The sequence below is a fragment of the Streptomyces sp. genome (assembly GCF_019510245.1).
Taxonomy (GTDB): Bacteria; Actinomycetota; Actinomycetes; order Streptomycetales; family Streptomycetaceae; genus Streptomyces.
In genome coordinates this window covers 11,193-27,895 of record NZ_JAEKKT010000165.1, presented here as the reverse complement: position 1 = coordinate 27,895, position 16,703 = coordinate 11,193, and the positions used below count along the sequence as shown (strand labels likewise).

At 71.7% G+C, this 16,703-nt stretch carries 13 protein-coding genes and 1 tRNA gene; 6 read left to right on the top strand and 8 right to left on the bottom strand.

What is annotated here, in order from left to right; translation table 11 throughout:
* The first annotated feature begins 1 nt into the window (after position 1).
* Positions 2-949: an ABC transporter ATP-binding protein gene (locus JF597_RS31910; protein WP_294003254.1), complete on the top strand. Its 948-nt coding sequence runs from the start codon at positions 2-4 to the stop codon at positions 947-949.
* Positions 946-1,662 carry an ABC transporter ATP-binding protein gene (locus JF597_RS31905; RefSeq protein ID WP_294003253.1) on the top strand — a complete coding sequence of 239 codons (717 nt, stop codon included), beginning with the start codon at positions 946-948 and terminating at the stop codon, positions 1,660-1,662. Before JF597_RS31910 ends, JF597_RS31905 begins: the two co-directional genes overlap by 4 nt.
* Before the next feature lie 140 nt (positions 1,663-1,802).
* On the opposite strand, the gene JF597_RS31900 is transcribed toward JF597_RS31905, so the two are convergent.
* Complete coding sequence (locus JF597_RS31900; RefSeq protein WP_294003251.1) at positions 1,803-2,456, bottom strand: response regulator; 654 nt, start codon at positions 2,454-2,456, stop codon at positions 1,803-1,805.
* A 100-nt stretch (positions 2,457-2,556) separates the two neighbouring features.
* On the opposite strand from JF597_RS31900, the gene JF597_RS31895 reads away from it, so the two are divergent.
* Positions 2,557-2,631: transfer RNA gene (locus tag JF597_RS31895), tRNA-Leu, on the top strand.
* Between the two features lie 76 nt (positions 2,632-2,707).
* On the opposite strand, the gene pyk is transcribed toward JF597_RS31895, so the two are convergent.
* Positions 2,708-4,144: a pyruvate kinase gene (gene pyk, locus JF597_RS31890; protein ID WP_294003248.1), complete on the bottom strand. Its 1,437-nt coding sequence runs from the start codon at positions 4,142-4,144 to the stop codon at positions 2,708-2,710.
* Positions 4,145-4,388: 244 nt separating this feature from the next.
* Between pyk and JF597_RS31885 the strand changes: the two genes are divergently transcribed.
* The gene (locus tag JF597_RS31885) at positions 4,389-6,185 is read left to right on the top strand and encodes a 5'-nucleotidase C-terminal domain-containing protein (RefSeq protein ID WP_294003246.1); all 1,797 of its coding nucleotides are present in this window, start codon (positions 4,389-4,391) and stop codon (positions 6,183-6,185) included.
* Between the two features lie 59 nt (positions 6,186-6,244).
* Here JF597_RS31885 and JF597_RS31880 read toward each other — a convergent pair whose 3' ends face one another.
* Together JF597_RS31880 and JF597_RS31875 are read right to left on the bottom strand one after the other, a co-directional pair.
* Positions 6,245-7,651, bottom strand: coding sequence for a SidA/IucD/PvdA family monooxygenase (locus JF597_RS31880; protein WP_294003244.1), 1,407 nt, complete (start codon positions 7,649-7,651; stop codon positions 6,245-6,247).
* A complete protein-coding gene (locus JF597_RS31875) occupies positions 7,648-9,006 on the bottom strand; it encodes an aminotransferase class V-fold PLP-dependent enzyme (RefSeq protein ID WP_294003243.1) in 1,359 nt (452 codons plus the stop codon). Before JF597_RS31875 ends, JF597_RS31880 begins: the two co-directional genes overlap by 4 nt.
* 219 nt (positions 9,007-9,225) lie before the next feature.
* Between JF597_RS31875 and JF597_RS31870 the strand changes: the two genes are divergently transcribed.
* On the top strand, positions 9,226-9,774 hold the full coding sequence (locus JF597_RS31870) for a GNAT family N-acetyltransferase (RefSeq protein WP_294003242.1): 549 nt from the start codon (positions 9,226-9,228) through the stop codon (positions 9,772-9,774).
* A gap of 25 nt (positions 9,775-9,799) precedes the next feature.
* On the opposite strand, the gene JF597_RS31865 is transcribed toward JF597_RS31870, so the two are convergent.
* From JF597_RS31865 to JF597_RS31850, 4 genes are all read right to left on the bottom strand, one after another.
* Complete coding sequence (locus tag JF597_RS31865; RefSeq protein ID WP_294003241.1) at positions 9,800-10,630, bottom strand: NAD(P)H-binding protein; 831 nt, start codon at positions 10,628-10,630, stop codon at positions 9,800-9,802.
* 134 nt (positions 10,631-10,764) lie between these two features.
* Entirely contained in the window at positions 10,765-13,248 is a 2,484-nt protein-coding gene (gene pepN / locus JF597_RS31860; protein ID WP_294003240.1) for an aminopeptidase N, read from the bottom strand.
* A 237-nt stretch (positions 13,249-13,485) separates the two neighbouring features.
* Positions 13,486-13,836, bottom strand: a complete 351-nt coding sequence (locus JF597_RS31855) for a chorismate mutase (protein ID WP_294003239.1) — start codon at positions 13,834-13,836, stop codon at positions 13,486-13,488.
* A gap of 35 nt (positions 13,837-13,871) precedes the next feature.
* Positions 13,872-14,753 (bottom strand): AraC family transcriptional regulator, encoded by an 882-nt coding sequence (locus JF597_RS31850; RefSeq protein WP_294003279.1) that lies wholly within the window; start codon positions 14,751-14,753, stop codon positions 13,872-13,874.
* A 135-nt stretch (positions 14,754-14,888) separates the two neighbouring features.
* On the opposite strand from JF597_RS31850, the gene JF597_RS31845 reads away from it, so the two are divergent.
* On the top strand, positions 14,889-16,640 hold the full coding sequence (locus JF597_RS31845) for a beta-galactosidase family protein (RefSeq protein WP_294003238.1): 1,752 nt from the start codon (positions 14,889-14,891) through the stop codon (positions 16,638-16,640).
* Positions 16,641-16,703: the final 63 nt, after the last annotated feature.

Here is a 16,703-nt window from a genome sequence, read left to right as displayed (position 1 = left end):
CATGACGACACCTGTACTCGAAGCCCGTGACGTCACGATGCGCTTCGGTGGTCTGACCGCCGTCCGGTCCGTGGACTTCACGGTCAACAGCGGCGAGATCGTCGGCCTGATCGGCCCGAACGGCGCCGGCAAGACCACCTTCTTCAACTGCCTCACCGGCCTGTACGTGCCCACCGAGGGCACGGTCTCCTACCAGGGCAAGGTGCTGCCGCCCAAGCCGCACCTGGTGACGCAGGCGGGCATCGCCCGGACGTTCCAGAACATCCGGCTCTTCGCCAACATGACCGTCCTGGAGAACGTCCTCGTGGGCCGCCACACGCGGACCAAGGAGGGCCTGTGGTCCGCGCTGCTGCGCGGTCCCGGCTTCCGCAAGGCCGAGAAGGAGTCCGAGGCGAAGGCCATGGAGCTCCTGGAGTTCATCGGCCTGGCCGCCAAGCGCGACCACCTCGCGCGCAACCTGCCCTACGGCGAGCAGCGCAAGCTGGAGATCGCCCGCGCGTTGGCCAGCGAGCCGGGCCTGCTGCTGCTCGACGAGCCGACGGCCGGCATGAACCCGCAGGAGACCCGGGCCACCGAGGAACTGGTCTTCGCCATCCGGGACAAGGGCATCGCCGTTCTCGTCATCGAGCACGACATGCGCTTCATCTTCAACCTGTGCGACCGGGTCGCCGTCCTCGTCCAGGGCGAGAAGCTCGTCGAGGGCACCTCCGACGTCGTACAGGCGGACGACCGGGTCATCGCCGCCTATCTGGGCGAGCCCTTCGAGGGCGACCCGGGGGCGGCGGAGGCCGCCGCCGTCGAGGCCGCGGAGGCCGCGTCCGTGGCCGAGACCGCCGACGCGGCCCCGGCCACGGACGCGGAGGCCACCGACGCGGAGGAGGCCGAAGCGGAGGACGCCGGCGCGGAGAGCACCGAGGCGGACAGCACCACCAAGGGAGAGGCCCAGTGACCGCACTGCTGGAGGTCGAGGACCTCAGGGTCGCCTACGGCAAGATCGAGGCCGTCAAGGGCATCTCGTTCAGCGTCGAGGCCGGTCAGGTCGTGACCCTCATCGGCACCAACGGCGCCGGCAAGACGACGACCCTGCGTACCCTGTCGGGGCTGCTCAAGCCCTCCTCGGGGAAGGTCGTCTTCGACGGCAAGCCGCTCGGCGGGGTCCCGGCGCACAAGATCGTCGCGCTCGGGCTCGCCCACTCCCCCGAGGGCCGGCACATCTTCCCCCGCCTGACCATCGCGGAGAACCTCCAGCTCGGTGCGTTCCTCCGGAAGGACAGGGCGGGCATCGAGAAGGACATCCAGCGGGCCTACGACCTCTTCCCGATCCTGGGCGAGCGGCGCAAGCAGGCCGCGGGCACCCTCTCGGGCGGTGAGCAGCAGATGCTGGCGATGGGGCGGGCGTTGATGTCCCAGCCGAAGCTGCTGATGCTGGACGAGCCGTCGATGGGGCTGTCGCCGATCATGATGCAGAAGATCATGGCGACGATCGTGGAGCTGAAGTCGCAGGGGACGACGATTCTGCTGGTCGAGCAGAACGCGCAGGCGGCGCTGTCGCTGGCCGACCAGGGGCACGTCATGGAGGTCGGCAACATCGTGCTGTCGGGCAGTGGGCAGGATCTGCTGCACGACGAGTCGGTTCGTAAGGCCTACCTGGGCGAGGACTAGGCAGTCGGTCGGCTGCAGGTGCGTGGGGGCTGGTCGCGCAGTTCCTCCCCCAGCCTTCGGCCGGGGGTACCCCCAGCGCCCCCAAGAAAACGTAGGCCCGCGCCCGTTTCTCCGGGGCGCGGGCCTACGTGCGCGTCGCATCAGCCCTTGTTGGACTTCTTCTCCTCGCTGTCCGCGATGACCGCCTCCGCGACCTGCTGCATCGACATGCGGCGGTCCATCGACGTCTTCTGGATCCAGCGGAACGCGGCGGGCTCGGTCAGGCCGTACTCGGTCTGCAGGACGGACTTCGCGCGGTCGACCAGCTTGCGGGTCTCCAGGCGCAGGGTGAGGTCGGCGACCTCCTTCTCCAGCTGCCGCAGCTCGTTGAAGCGGGAGACGGCCATCTCGATCGCCGGGACGACGTCGCTCTTGCTGAACGGCTTGACCAGGTACGCCATCGCGCCGGCGTCCCGGGCCCGCTCCACGAGGTCGCGCTGCGAGAAGGCGGTGAGCATCAGGACCGGGGCGATGGACTCCGCGGCGATCTTTTCGGCCGCCGAGATGCCGTCGAGCTTGGGCATCTTGACGTCGAGGATGACAAGGTCGGGGCGGTGCTCGCGGGCCAGCTCGACGGCGTGCTCGCCGTCGCCCGCCTCGCCGACGACCGTGTACCCCTCCTCCTCCAGCATCTCTTTCAGGTCGAGCCGGATCAGGGCCTCGTCCTCGGCGATGACGACACGGGTCGTCATCGGAGGCACGTGCGACTTGTCGTCGGGTGCGTCGACTGGCTGGGGCGACTCGGCGGCGGTCACGGGGGCTCCTCGTTCAGGGCAGGGGTACTGCTGACAAGAGCCTACCTAGCTACGGTATGGTGGACGCGCGGAGGGTCGGGGATCACCTTGGATTCTTCGAGCCCCGGTAGCCCAATTGGCAGCAGGCAACGGATTCAAAACCCGTACAGTGTCGGTTCGAGTCCGACCCGGGGCACTTTTCCTTGGATTCCAAGGTCGCGTAATTGCGTGGCCGAAGGGCCCCTCCGTCGGCCGGAGGGGCCCTTCGCACGTCACTTGGGGCTGTCGTCCTCACCGATGTGGTGAACCCGGACCATGTTGGTGGATCCGGAGACGCCGGGCGGGGATCCCGCCGTGATGACCACGATGTCGCCCTGCTCGCAGCGCCCGTACTTCAGCAGCAGTTCGTCGACCTGGTCGACCATCTTGTCCGTCGAGTCGACGTGCGGGCCGAGGAAGGTCTCGACGCCCCACGTGAGGTTGAGCTGGGAACGGGTGGCCGGATCCGGGGTGAGGGCGAGCAGCGGGATCGGCGAGCGGTAGCGGGAGAGCCGGCGGACGGTGTCTCCCGACTGGGTGAACGCGACCAGGAACTTCGCGCCCAGGAAGTCGCCCATCTCGGCGGCGGCCCGGGCGACCGCGCCGCCCTGGGTGCGGGGCTTGTTGGTCTCGGTCAGCGGCGGCAGCCCCTTGGCGAGGATGTCCTCCTCGGCGGCCTCGACGATCTTCGCCATGGTGCGGACGGTCTCGACCGGGTACTTGCCGACGCTGGTCTCGCCGGAGAGCATCACCGCGTCCGTGCCGTCGATGACCGCGTTGGCGACGTCGGAGGCCTCCGCGCGGGTGGGGCGCGAGTTCTCGATCATCGAGTCGAGCATCTGGGTGGCGACGATGACCGGCTTGGCGTTGCGCTTGGCCAGCTTGACGGCGCGCTTCTGGACGATCGGCACCTGCTCCAGCGGCATCTCCACGCCCAGGTCGCCGCGGGCGACCATGATGCCGTCGAAGGCGGCCACGATGGAGTCGATGTTCTCGACGGCCTGCGGCTTCTCGACCTTGGCGATCACGGGGAGGCGGCGGCCCTCCTCGTCCATGATGCGGTGGACGTCCTCGATGTCCCGGCCGCTGCGGACGAAGGACAGGGCGATCACGTCGAAGCCGGTGCGCAGCGCCCACCGCAGGTCGGCCTCGTCCTTGTCGGACAGGGCGGGGACGGAGACGGCGACGCCGGGGAGGTTGAGGCCCTTGTGGTCGGAGACCATGCCGCCCTCGACCACCGTGGTGTGCACCCGGGGCCCGTCGACACGGGTGACCTCCAGGCAGACCTTGCCGTCGTCGACGAGGACGCGCTCACCCGGGGTGACGTCACCCGCCAGACCCGTGTACGTCGTTCCGCACTGGTGCCGGTCGCCCTCGGCGCCCTCCTCGACCGTGATGACGAAGGTGTCACCGCGTTCGAGGAGTACGGGGCCTTCGGTGAAGCGGCCGAGCCGGATCTTCGGGCCTTGAAGGTCGGCGAGCATTCCGACGCTGCGACCGGTCTCGTCGGAGGCCTTGCGGACACGCTGGTAGCGCTCCTCGTGCTCGGCGTAGCCGCCGTGGCTGAGGTTGAATCGGGCGACGTCCATTCCGGCCTCGACCAGGGCCTTGATCTGGTCGTACGAGTCGGTGGCGGGCCCCAGAGTACAAACGATCTTTGCTCGGCGCATGGTTCGAGCCTAGGCCTTACCGGCGGGTAGAGAATTGGCCGTACATGACGACCCAACAACCTTTGGGTGAAGGCCTATTGACAAGTGTTGAATTGTGCGGCAGGCCGCTCCTATGAGCATCTCGCACTTGTTGAATGCGGCGTGCTCAGGTCACCGGATCGAAACCTCCCAGGCCTGTTGCCGACGGTCACGACCAGGTCAGAATCTACGCGCGTCGTTGACCTGATCACAAGGAGAGCAAAAGATGCCCTTGAACCGTCGGAAGTTCCTGGAGAAGTCCGCCGCGACCGGAGCGGGCGTGGCGATCGCCGGCGCGGCGGCGGCCCCGGCACGGGCGTCGGTACGGCCGGCCCGGCATCCCCGGCGGTACTCCCTCACCGTCATGGGCACCACCGACCTGCACGGGCACGTCTTCAACTGGGACTACTTCAAGGACGCGGAGTACTCCGACAAGGCCGGCAACGCGATGGGCCTGGCACGCATCTCGACCCTGGTCGACCAGGTGCGCAAGGCGAAGGGCCGCCGCAACACCCTGCTCCTGGATGCCGGTGACACCATCCAGGGCACCCCGCTGGCGTACTACTACGCCAAGGTCGACCCGATCACCGCCAAAGGCGGCCCGGTGCACCCGATGGCGCAGGCCATGAACGCGATCGGCTACGACGCGGCGGCGCTCGGCAACCACGAGTTCAACTACGGCATCGAGACGCTGCGCAGGTTCGAGGACCAGCTGCACTTCCCGCTGCTCGGCGCCAACGCGGTCGACGCGAAGACCCTGAAGCCCGCCTTCCCGCCGTACTTCATCAAGAAGTTCCACGTCCCGGGCGCCCCGCCGGTCAAGGTCGCCGTCCTCGGCCTGACCAACCCGGGCATCGCGATCTGGGACAAGGCCTACGTCCAGGGCAAGCTGGCCTTCCCCGGTCTTGAGGAGCAGGCCGCGAAGTGGGTGCCGAAGCTGAAGGCGATGGGCGCGGACGTGGTCGTGGTCTCGGCCCACTCCGGCTCCTCCGGCACCTCCTCCTACGGCGACCAGGTCCCGTACGTCGAGAACGCGGCCGCGAACGTGGCCAGGCAGGTGCCCGGCATCGACGCCGTCCTGGTCGGCCACGCGCACGTGGAGATCCCCGAGCTGAAGGTCGTCAACGAGGCCACCGGCAAGACCGTCGTCCTCTCCGAGCCGCTCTGCTACGCCGAGCGCCTCTCCCTCTTCGACATCGAGCTGGTGTTCAGCAACGGCGGGTGGGAGGTGGAGTCGGTCGCGGCCTCGCTGCTGAACTCCAACACGGTCGCCGACGACCCGAAGATCACCCGGCTCCTGAAGGACGAGCACGCGAAGGTCGTCGCGTACGTCAACCAGGTCGTCGGCACCGCGACCGAGACCCTCACCACCGTCGAGGCCCGCTACCGGGACGCCCCGATCATCGACCTGATCACCAAGGTCCAGGAGGACGTGGTCAAGGCGGCCCTCGCGGGCACGGAGTACGCGTCGCTGCCGGTGCTCGCGCAGGCCTCGCCGTTCTCCCGGACCTCCGAGATCCCGGCCGGCGACGTGACCGTCCGGGACCTGTCGGGCCTGTACGTGTACGACAACACGCTGGTCGCCAAGCTGATGACGGGCGCGCAGATCCGGGCGTACCTGGAGTACTCGGCGGAGTACTACGTCCGGACGGCGGCGGACGCGGCGGTCGACGTGGAGAAGCTGACCAACGCGAACGGCCGCCCGGACTACAACTACGACTACGTCTCGGGCCTGCGGTACGACATCGACGTGGCACAGGCGGCCGGTTCGCGGATCAGGAACCTCACCTACGACGGCGCCGCCCTCGACGACGCCGCACCGTTCGTGCTCGCGGTGAACAACTACCGCGCCAACGGCGGCGGCGCCTTCCCCCACGTCGCCTCGGCCAAGGAGCTGTGGTCGGAGTCGACCGAGATCCGCACCCGGATCGCCGAGTGGGTGACCGCCAAGGGCGTCCTGGACCCGAAGGACTTCGCGTCGGTGGACTGGAAGCTGACCCGCGACGGCACCCCGGTGTTCTGAGCGGTCCCGAAGGGCGCCGGTCCCCGGACCAGCGCCCTTCGGACCGGTCGGCGAAGCGCTCAGTCGACCAGCGGGGTGAGCTGCCGCGGCTGCTGCTGCGCCGGGACCCTCTCCTCCGGCCGCTCCAGGCCGAAGCTGGTGAAGGCCGTGCGCGCGGGGAGCGGGTAGGGGTCCTTGCCCGTCAGGGTGTTGAGGATGGTGGCGCTGCGCCAGGCGGCCAGGCCCAGGTCCGGGGCGCCGACGCCGTGGGTGTGGAGTTCGGCGTTCTGGACGTACGCCGCTCCGGTCACCGACGGGTCGAGGACGAGCCGGAACCGCTCGTCCACGCGCGGGCGTTCGCTGTTGTCCCGGCGCAGGTAGGGGTCGAGCCCGGCGAGCAGGCGGCCGAGGGGGCGCTCGCGGTAGCCGGTGGCCAGGACGACGGCGTCGGTGGTGAGCCGGGAGCGGATGCCCTGCTGGACGTGTTCGAGGTGGAGCTCGACCTTGGTGGTGGCGACGCGTCCGGCGGTGCGGACCTGGACACCGGGGGTCAGGACGGCTTCCGGCCAGCCGCCGTGCAGCGTGCGGCGGTACAGCTCGTCGTGGATGGCGGCGATGGTGCCGGCGTCGATGCCCTTGTGCAACTGCCACTGGGCGGCGACGAGCCGGTCGCGGACGGGTTCCGTGAGGGCGTGGAAGTAGCGGGTGTAGTCAGGGGTGAAGTGCTCCAGCCCGAGCTTGGAGTACTCCATGGGTGCGAACGCCTCGCCGCGCCCGATCCAGTGCAGCTTCTCGCGGCCGGCGGGCCGGTTGCGCAGCAGGTCGAGGAAGACCTCGGCGCCGGACTGCCCGGAGCCCACGACGGTGACGTGCTCGGCGGCGAGGAAGGCCTCGCGGTGGTCGAGGTAGTCGGCCGCGTGGATGACCGGGACGCCCGGGGACTCCACGAGGGGTCTGAGCGGATCGGGCACGTGGGGGACGGTCCCGACCCCGAGCACGACGTTCCTCGTGTACGTACGGCCGAGCGACTCGGCCTCTCCCTCGGCGTCGAGCCGGGTGAAGTCGACCTCGAACAGGTCGCGTTCGGAGTTCCAGCGGACGGCGTCGACCTGGTGGGAGAAGCACAGTCCGGGCAGGCTCTCGGCGACCCAGCGGCAGTAGGCGTCGTACTCGGCGCGCCGGATGTGGAAGCGCTCGGCGAAGTAGAAGGGGAAGAGCCGGTCGCGGGCCTTGAGGTAGTTGAGGAACGACCAGGGGTTCGCGGGGTCGGCGAGGGTCACCAGGTCGGCGAGGAACGGGACCTGGATGGTGGCGCCGTCGATCAGGAGCCCGGCGTGCCAGTCGAAGCCCGGACGCTGCTCGTAGAAGACGGCGTCGAGTTCGGCGAGCGGGTGGGCGAGTGCGGCGAGGGAGAGGTTGGACGGTCCGATGCCGACGCCGACCAGGTCGCGGGGTGCTTCGGGCTCGTGACGTGGGGGGGTGGTCATCTGGGGGTGGTTCCTTCCACGAGTTTCAGGAGGAGGGCCAGTTCGTCCGGCCGGGTGTGGGGGTTGAGGAGGGTGGCCTTGAGCCAGAGCCGGCCGTCGAGCCGGGCCCGGCCGAGTACCGCCCGGCCGTCGTGCAGCAGCCTGCGCCGTACCTCGGCGACGTCGTCGTCGGTGGCGCCGGTGGGGCGGAACAGCACCGTGCTGATGTTCGGCCGGTCGTAGAGCTCGAAGCCGGGGTGCTCGCGGACCAGGACGGCGAACTCCCGCGCGCGTGCGCACACCTGGTCGACCAGGGCGCCGAGTCCGGTGCGGCCCAGGGTCTTGAGGGTGACCGCGATCTTGAGGACGTCGGGGCGGCGGGTGGTGCGCAGGGAGCGGCCGAGCAGGTCGGGGTAGCCGGCCTCGGTGTCGTCGTCGGCGTTGAGGTAGTCGGCGTGGTGGTGGAGGACGCCGAGCTCGCCCGGCCGGGCGACGGCGAGGAGACCGGCGGCGACCGGCTGCCAGCCGAGTTTGTGCAGGTCGAGGGTGACGGTGTGGGCGCGTTCCAGACCGGCGAGCTTGTCCCGGTGCCGGTCGCTGAAGGCGAGGCCGCCCCCGTAGGCGGCGTCGACGTGCAGCCGGGCGCCGTGGGCCGCGCAGAGCCCGGCGATCTCGGGGAGCGGGTCGATGAGCCCGGCGTCGGTGGTGCCGGCGGTGGCGGCGACCAGCAGCGGCCGGGGCAGGTGGGTGAGGGCGTCGTGGAGCGCGGCCAGGTCGAGGGTGCCGTTCGGGGCGGGGACCACGACGGGGTCGGGCAGGCCGAGCAGCCAGGCGGCGCGGGGCAGCGCGTGGTGGGCGTTGGCCCCGCAGACCAGCCGGAGGCCGCTCCCGAGGGCCTCGCGGGCCAGGAGCAGCGCGAGTTGGTTGGACTCGGTGCCGCCGGTGGTGACCACCGCGTCGGAGAGGCCGATGGTGTGGGCGAGGGTGCGGGTGACCAGTGCTTCCAGGGCGGCGGCCGCCGGGGCCTGGTCCCAGGAGTCCAGGGACGGGTTGAGCGCGCTCGCGGCGAGGTCGGCGGCGGTCGCGACGGCCAGCGGCGGGCAGTGCAGGTGCGCCGCGCACAGCGGGTCGGCGGGGTCGGCGGCGCCCTCCGCGAGGGCGGCCACCAGGGTGCGCAGGGCGTCGGGGTCACCGTCGTCCGGGAGGACGTCCCCCACCGCCTCCGCGACCCGCTCGGCCACCGCCTCCGGTCCGCCCGCGGGCAGCGGCCCGCCGCGCGCCCGGCCGCCGTCGCGCAGCGCGTCGAGCACGGTGTCCAGCAGAGGCCGCAGGGCGTCGGGGCCCTGGGGTCCGGATGCGAGAGGCGGCGTGCTCATGGGATCTCCTCGGGGCGCCGGCCGAAAGGGGTTGTCCGCGGGGGGAGTTCCAGCTTGTACGGGATTGGGTCTGCGCGCCCCCAAAGTTCAACGATCGAAACCCGAAAGTGGGTACTGCCGTGCGGGGAAAACCTGTCGGGGCGGTGCGCCCCGGGCGCGTCGGAGCAAGCGGTGAAAGGGCGTTGAGACCACGGCTGACCGGGGGTTAACGTCGGTCGCGTGGTTGACGCGTGGATGATCGACGTGCCCGGTGAGCGGGTGCTGGTGCGAGAGCCGCGGCCCGCGGACGAGGCGCCGCTGCTGGACCTCTTCGAGGCCTGCGAGGACTGGTTCGTGGCGGCGACCGGGCTGCCGTCGGGGCCCGGGGACGTGCAGAGCCTGTTCTACGGGCTGCCCGAGGGCGCCGCACCCGACGACAAGGTGCTGCTGGTGCTGGAGCGGGACGGGGTGGTCTCGGGCCTGGTGGACGCGGTGCGGAACCATCCGGCGCCCGGCGCGGTCGCGGTGGGGCTGTTCCTGCTGGCGCCCTGGGCGCGGGGCCGGGGCCTCGGGCGGGCGCTGGCCGAGTCGCTGCTCGCGCGTGCCGGCGGGGTGTCCCTGGTGACGGCGTCGGTGCCACCGGGCTGGCGCTCCGGGGAGTGCTTCCTGGAGCGCCTGGGCTTCACGCTGGGAGCGGAGACGTCCCGGACGGCCGAGGTGGGGAACCGGCGGGCGGGGCCGCGGGAGGGCGGGGTGCGCCGGGCGGAGCTGCGCCTGTCCGCGGGCTGACGGGGCCGGTCGAAGAGCAGGGACTTCACGAGCGGAAGTCGGCCGCGTGATCGGCGGCCCACTGACCGAAGGTGCGGGCCGGGCTGCCGGTGATCTCTTCGACCGTGCCGGTGATCTCCGGTGGCACGCCGACGGTGGCCGCGAAGGTCTCCAGCAGGCCCTGGAGGAACTCCGGCGGGGTCCCCGGGAACAGCGGGGCGGCCTCCTGCGGCGGCACCTCGACGAAGGTCAGCTCGCGGCCGACGGCCCGCCCGATCGCGGCGATCTGGTCGGTGTTGGTGGTGGCGGCGGGCCCGGTGAGGCGGTGGGCGGCGCCCTCGTGGCCGTCGTCGAGGAGGGCGCGTTCGGCGACCGCGGCGATGTCGTCCTCGTGGATGGGTGCGGTGAGCATGCCGGCGAAGACGCCGCGCACGGTGTTCCCGGCGCGGATCTGGGGCGCCCACTGGAGGGCGTTGGTGGCGAACGCGTTGGGGCGCAGGAACGTCCAGGCGAGCCCGCTGTCGCGGATCTGCCGCTCGGCGGTGGCGTGCATGACGTGGATGGGGTGGGTCTCGTCGGCGCCCTCCCGGACGATCCCGGAGGAGAGCAGGACGACCCGGCGCACCCCGGCCGTGCGGGCCGCGGCGAGGAGTTCGGGCAGCCGCCCGCCCGCTCCCTGGACGTACAGGAAGACCTTGGTCGCCCCCGTGAGCAGCGGGGCCGGGTCCTCCGCCCGGAACCGCACCACCTCGGCCTGGTCGGGCAGGCCGGCCGTCTCCGGGGCGCGGGTGAGCGCCCGTACGGGCTGCCCGCCGGCGACGAGACGTGCGACGAGGGCGCGGCCGACGTTGCCGGTGGCACCGGTGACTACGATCACGGGTCTCTCCCTGGGTCTGTGGTGCTTCTCCGGCACCGAGCCTAGGAGCGGCGGCCGGTCCCCGCATCGTGCTTGCGGACCGGCCGCGCCCGTTTCGTGGTGCGTCCGCAGCCTGTGCCTCGCGGACCCGGGTCCTATGCCTCGCGGACCCGCAACGCCCTTTCCAGGTCGTCCAGTTCGTCGACCAGGCGGCGGCGCAGGGCCGTCACCGGCTCGGCGTCGGCCAGACAGGCCCGGCCGAGGGCGAGGTTCTCGGCGTCGACGGCGTGCGCGGGGAAGGCCTGCCGGCCGGTGACCGTGGCGATGCGGGGGCCGCGCCGGGCGGCCACCGCGACCGCGTCCCGGTAGTAGCGCGGCACGTAGTCCCGGACCAGGTCGGCCTGTTCGGGGTGCCAGAAGCCTTCGGCGGTGGCCGTGAACAGGTAGTTGGACAGCTCGTCGCCGCTGAACATCGCCTCCCACGCCGCGCGCTTGGCCTCCGGGTCGGGCAGCGCGGCCCGGCAGCGCGCGGCGCCCTCCTGGCCGCTGGCGCTGGGGTCGCGGGCCAGTTCGGCGGCGATCCGGTCCTCGTCGACGGCGCCGAGGACGGCGAGCCGGGTCATGATGCGCCAGCGCAGCTCGGGGTCGAGCTCGGGTCCGCCGGGCACGGTGCCCTCGGCGAGCCAGGCGGCGATGGTGTCGGGGTGGGCGGCGGCGGCGATGAAGTGCCGTACCGCGATCAGGCGCAGTCCGGGGTTGTCGCCGTCCTCGGTGCGCCGGATGAAGTCGCGGCACAGGGCGGAGACGGTGCCGAGGGCGGCGGGGCGGTCCTCGGGCCTGAGGTACCGGTCGACGACGTGGACGGCGGTGAAGGCCAGTACGCCCTGGACGAGGGCGAGGTCGGTCTCGTGCGGGAGGTGGGCGCGGGCGGTCTCCAGGTAGGCGGCCGGCGACAGCTCGCCGTCGCGGACCGCGTCCCGCAGGGCGTTCCAGACCACCGCGCGGGTCAGCGGGTCGGGCAGGCCCGACAGGTGGGCGCGGACGGTGGCGGCGGACTCGGCGTCGAAGCGGACCTTGGCGTAGGTCAGGTCGCCGTCGTTGAGCACGAGCAGGGCGGGGCGCTTGCCGAGGACCTGGGGCGTGCTCTGCGGGACGTCGAGGTCGATGCGCTCGCGCAGGGTGAGCCGGCCCTCGTCGGTGAGGTCCTGGTCGTAGACGCCGACGCAGATGCGGTGCGGGCGGCTGCCGGTGCGCTCGACGGTGAGGGTGCGGGTGCCGTCGGCCGCGGTGGCGAGGGCCGGGGTGAGGGTGTCGACGCCGGTCGTGCGCAGCCAGGTGTCGGCCCAGGCGTGCACGTCGCGTTCGGTGGCGGCGGCCAGGGAGTCGATGAAGTCGGCGAGGGTGGCGTTGCCGAACCGGTGCCGCCGGAAGTGGATGTTGATGCCGGCCAGGAAGTCCTTCTCGCCCATCCAGGCGACCAGCTGGCGCAGCGCGGAGGCGCCCTTGGCGTAGGAGATGCCGTCGAAGTTGAGCAGGGCGGCGGCGGTGTCGTCGACGGCCTCGGGGGCGACCGGATGGGTGGAGGGGCGCTGGTCGGCGTCGTAGCCCCAGGCCTTGCGGGCCACCCCGAAGTCGACCCAGGTGTCGGTGTAGCGGGTGGCCTCGGTGAGGGTCTGGTAGCCCATGTACTCGGCGAAGGACTCGTTCAGCCAGATGTCGTCCCACCACCGGAGGGTGACGAGGTCGCCGAACCACATGTGGGCCATCTCGTGGGCGATGACCATCGCGCGGGTCTGCCGCTCGGTGTCGGTGACGGCGGAGCGGTAGACGAACTCGTCGCGGAAGGTGACCAGGCCGGGATTCTCCATGGCGCCGAAGTTGAATTCGGGGACGAAGGCCTGGTCATAGGAGTCGAAGGGGTAGGGCTCGTCGAACTTCTCGTGGTAGCGGTCGTAACACTGTTTGGTGATCTCGAAGATCTCCTCGGCGTCCGCGTCCAGGTGGGGAGCGAGGGACCGGCGGCAGTGGATGGCGAAGGGCAAGCCGCGGTGGTCGGTGCGCACGGAGTGCCAGGGACCGGCGGCGACGGCGACGAGGTAGGTGGAGATCGGCGGGGTGGCAGCGGCCTGCCAGCGGCCCTCGCCGAGGTGTTCGGTGATGCCGTTGGCCAGTACGGTCCAGCCTTCGGGGGCCTTGACCGTCACTTCGAAGACAGCCTTGAGGTCGGGCTGTTCGAAGACGGCGAAGACGCGCTGTGCGTCCTCCATGGACATCTGGCTGTAGACGTAGGCCTCGTCGTCCGTCGGGTCCGTGAAGCGGTGCATGCCCTCGCCGGTGCGCGAGTAGCGCATGGTGGCCTCGACGCGCAGCTCGTGCTCCCCGGCAGTGAGGTCCTTCAGGGGCAGCCGGTCCAGGTCGAGCGTCTCGGGGTCGAGGGGCTGTCCGTCGAGGGTGACGGCGCGCAGGTCGGCGGGCTTCATCTCGACGAAGGTGTCGCCGTCGGACCGGGCCGTGAACCGGATCACGGTGCGGGAGTCGAAGGTCTCGTCCCCGGTGGTCAGGTCGAGGTCGATCGTGTAGCGGTGGACGTCGAGGAGCTCGGCGCGGCTCTGCGCTTCGTCGCGAGTCAGTACGGACATGCGGGCCATGCTGCCTGATGACACCGGCAACGCACAGGGGCGGGAGCGGTACGCGGCATATGTCCGGCCCGGGGGCGTGGGGTGGCCCGAGACGGCGCTGGTGAGCGCCCCCTTGCGCCTGGAGCGCCTGTTCGAGCGCCTCGTCACCGCGCGGGGGTCGCCCTGCGGTGATCGTCACCGCACGGGGTCCCCCTGCGGTGCCGGACGCTCTTCGAGGCGTGCTGCGGGTTCCCCGGATCAGTGCCCGTCCGGCTCCCGGCCGTTCACGGTGTCCTCGGCGATGGACTCGTGGTGCCTGATCACCTCGGCGATGATGAAGTTCAGGAACTTCTCGGCGAAGGCGGGGTCGAGCTTGGCGTTCTCGGCGAGGGCGCGCAGCCGGGCGATCTGCCGGGCCTCGCGGGCCGGGTCGGCCGGGGGCAGCCGGTGGACCGCCTTGAGGTGGCCGACCTGCTGGGTGGCCTTGAAGCGCTCGGCGAGCATGTGGACGACGGCCGCGTCGATGTTGTCGATGCTGTCGCGCAGCCGGCCGAGTTCCTCGCGGACGGCGGGGTCGACGTCACCGGTACCGGTGTTGCTGGTGGTCATGGGCGTCAACCCTAAGGGGGGCGGCGGGGTGATCCCTAAGGGCCGTCGGCGGTTTCGGCCGCCGGCGGACCCGGTTCGCCGTCCTCCTGGAGGCCCTCGTTCCAGTCGTCGGGCACGGCCCGGCTCTGCTGGGCGCGAAAGCGCACCGGGGCCGTGCCGACCCGGCGGGTGAACAGGCGGGAGAAGTAGGCCGGATCGTCGTAGCCGACGCGGCGGGCGACGGCGGCGACTGACAGTCCGGTGGTGGCGAGGAGTTCCTGGGCACGGCCGAGGCGGATGCCGATCAGGTAGTCCTTGGGGCTGCACCCGGCGACCCGGCGGACGGCGGTGCGCAGTTCGGCCGGGGTCATGCCGTGCCGGGCCGCGTGGTCGGCGACGGTCATCCCGGTGCAGGCGTCCCGGGCCAGCGCGTGCAGCACCGGGTCACCGTCGGGGGCGAGGTCGGCACGCGCGCGTCGCAGGGCGACGAGGAGCTCGTGCACGGCCGCGGCGGCCTCGACCTCCAGGAGGGGGTTGCCATGGCGGGCGGCGCGGGCGATACGGGCGATGACGTCCCGGGGTCCGGTGGCGTCCGCGAGCGGGACCACGGGCCGCTCGGGCTCGATGTAGCCGAGTTCCGTGTAGGTCGCGGTGTCGGGTCCGGTGAAGGTGACGAACGCCTCGTCCCAGCCGCTGTCCGGGTCGGGGCCGTAGTGGTGCGGGACGCCGGGGGTGAGCCACACCAGCGCGGGCGCGGTGACGGTGGTGCGGCGCCCGTCGGGCATCCGGTACCAGCCCCGGCCCGAGCTGATCACCACGGCGACGTGCCCGTCCAGCACGCGCGGTCCGACGGCGGGCACCGCGCCGTGCTGGAGGCCGACGCCGAGGCAGACCAGGCCGAGCCGGTGGTGGACGGCGCCGGGCGTGAAGAACCGCATCCAGGTGCGGAAGACCGGCGCTCCCTGCGGCACTGCGCGCCCCTTCCGTGCGTATCTTCCGTGCGTATCTTCCGTCCAAGTGCTGCTGATCTTTGTCCATGGTGTCGGCGCACGCCAGCAGGCCAAGGTGAGCGTATGAGCGACTTCACGGTGGGCGAAACGGATTTCCTGCTGGACGGCCGGCCGGTACGGCTGCTGTCCGGCGCGCTGCACTACTTCCGGGTGCACGAGGAGCAATGGGGCCACCGGCTGGCGCTGCTGCGCGCCATGGGGCTGAACTGCGTCGAGACCTACGTCCCCTGGAACCTGCACGAGCCGCACCCCGGCGGTTTCCGCGACGTCGAGGCCCTCGGCCGCTTCCTGGACACGGCGCGGGAGGCGGGCCTGTGGGCGATCGTGCGGCCGGGGCCGTACATCTGCGCGGAGTGGGAGAACGGCGGGCTGCCGCACTGGGTGACGGGCGAGCTGGGCGCGTCGGCACGCACGCGTGACGAGCGGTTCCTCCGGTACACGGACCGCTGGTTCCGCCGGCTGCTGCCCGAGGTCGTGTCCCGGCAGCTGGACCGGGGCGGCCCGGTGATCATGGTGCAGGTCGAGAACGAGTACGGCAGCTACGGCTCCGACGCCGTCTACCTGGCCCACCTCACCGACCTGCTGCGCGCCGAGGGTGTCACGGTGCCGCTGGTCACCTCGGACGGCCCCGAGGACCACATGCTCACCGGCGGCTCGGTCCCCGGGCTGCTCGCGACCGTGAACTTCGGCTCGCACGCGCGCGAGGCCTTCGAGACCCTGCGCCGCCACCAGCCGCACGGCCCGCTGATGTGCATGGAGTTCTGGTGCGGCTGGTTCGACCACTGGGGCGGCGAGCACGTCGTACGGGACGCCGGGGACGCGGCGGCGGCGCTGCGGGAGATCCTGGAGTGCGGGGCGTCGGTGAACGTCTACATGGCGCACGGCGGCACCAACTTCGCCGGCTGGGCGGGCGCCAACCGCCCCGGCGGCGAGCTCCACGAGGGCCCGCTGGAGGCGGACGTGACGTCCTACGACTACGACGCCCCGATCGACGAGTACGGCCGCCCCACGGAGAAGTTCTGGCGCTTCCGCGAGGTCCTCGCCGGCTACCACGACGCCCCGCTGCCCGAACTGCCCCCGGCCCCGCCCGTGCTCGCTTCACCGGCGGACGCGGAGGTGACCGCGTGGGCCCCGCTCAGCGGCGTCCTGGAGTCCCTCGGCACTCCCGAACGCGTCCACCCGGTCCCGCCCACCTTCGAGGAGCTGGACATCGCCCGGGGCCTGGTCCGCTACGAGGTGGACGTGCCGGGCCCGCGCCAGCCGTACCCGCTCACCGCGCGGGGGCTGCGCGACCTCGCGGTCGTGTACGTCGACGGCGAGCGGGCCGGGGTCCTCACCGAGGAGGAACCCCAGCTCCAGAAGCCGGTCGCCGGCCCCGCGCGCGTGGAGCTGTGGGTGGAGTCCCTGGGCCGCGTCAACTACGGCCCGCGCTCGGGCGAGCCGAAGGGCGTCACCGGGGGCATCCTGCACGAGCGGCAGTTCCTGCACGGGGTACGCGCGCGTGGACTCGACCTGGACGCGTTCGAGGGGGGCGTGGCGGCGGTGTCCTTCGGCCCCCTTCCGGAGGACGGCGCACCGGGCCTGTACCGGGGAACGGTCACGGTCCGCGGCGCCGGGGACGCGCGCGTGGATCTCCCCGGCTGGACCCGGGGCTTCGTCTGGATCAACGGCTTCAACCTCGGCCGCTACTGGTCGACGGGCCCCCAGGAGTCGCTCTACGTGCCGGGCCCGGTCCTGAGGGAGGGCGAGAACGAGGTGTGGGTGCTGGAGCTCCAGGGGACTGATCAAGGAACGGTACAGGTAGCGCCCCTTTAGGGGCGCCGGGGGTACCCCCGGCCGAAGGCTGGGGGAGGAACTGCGCGATCAGCCCCCACCGGC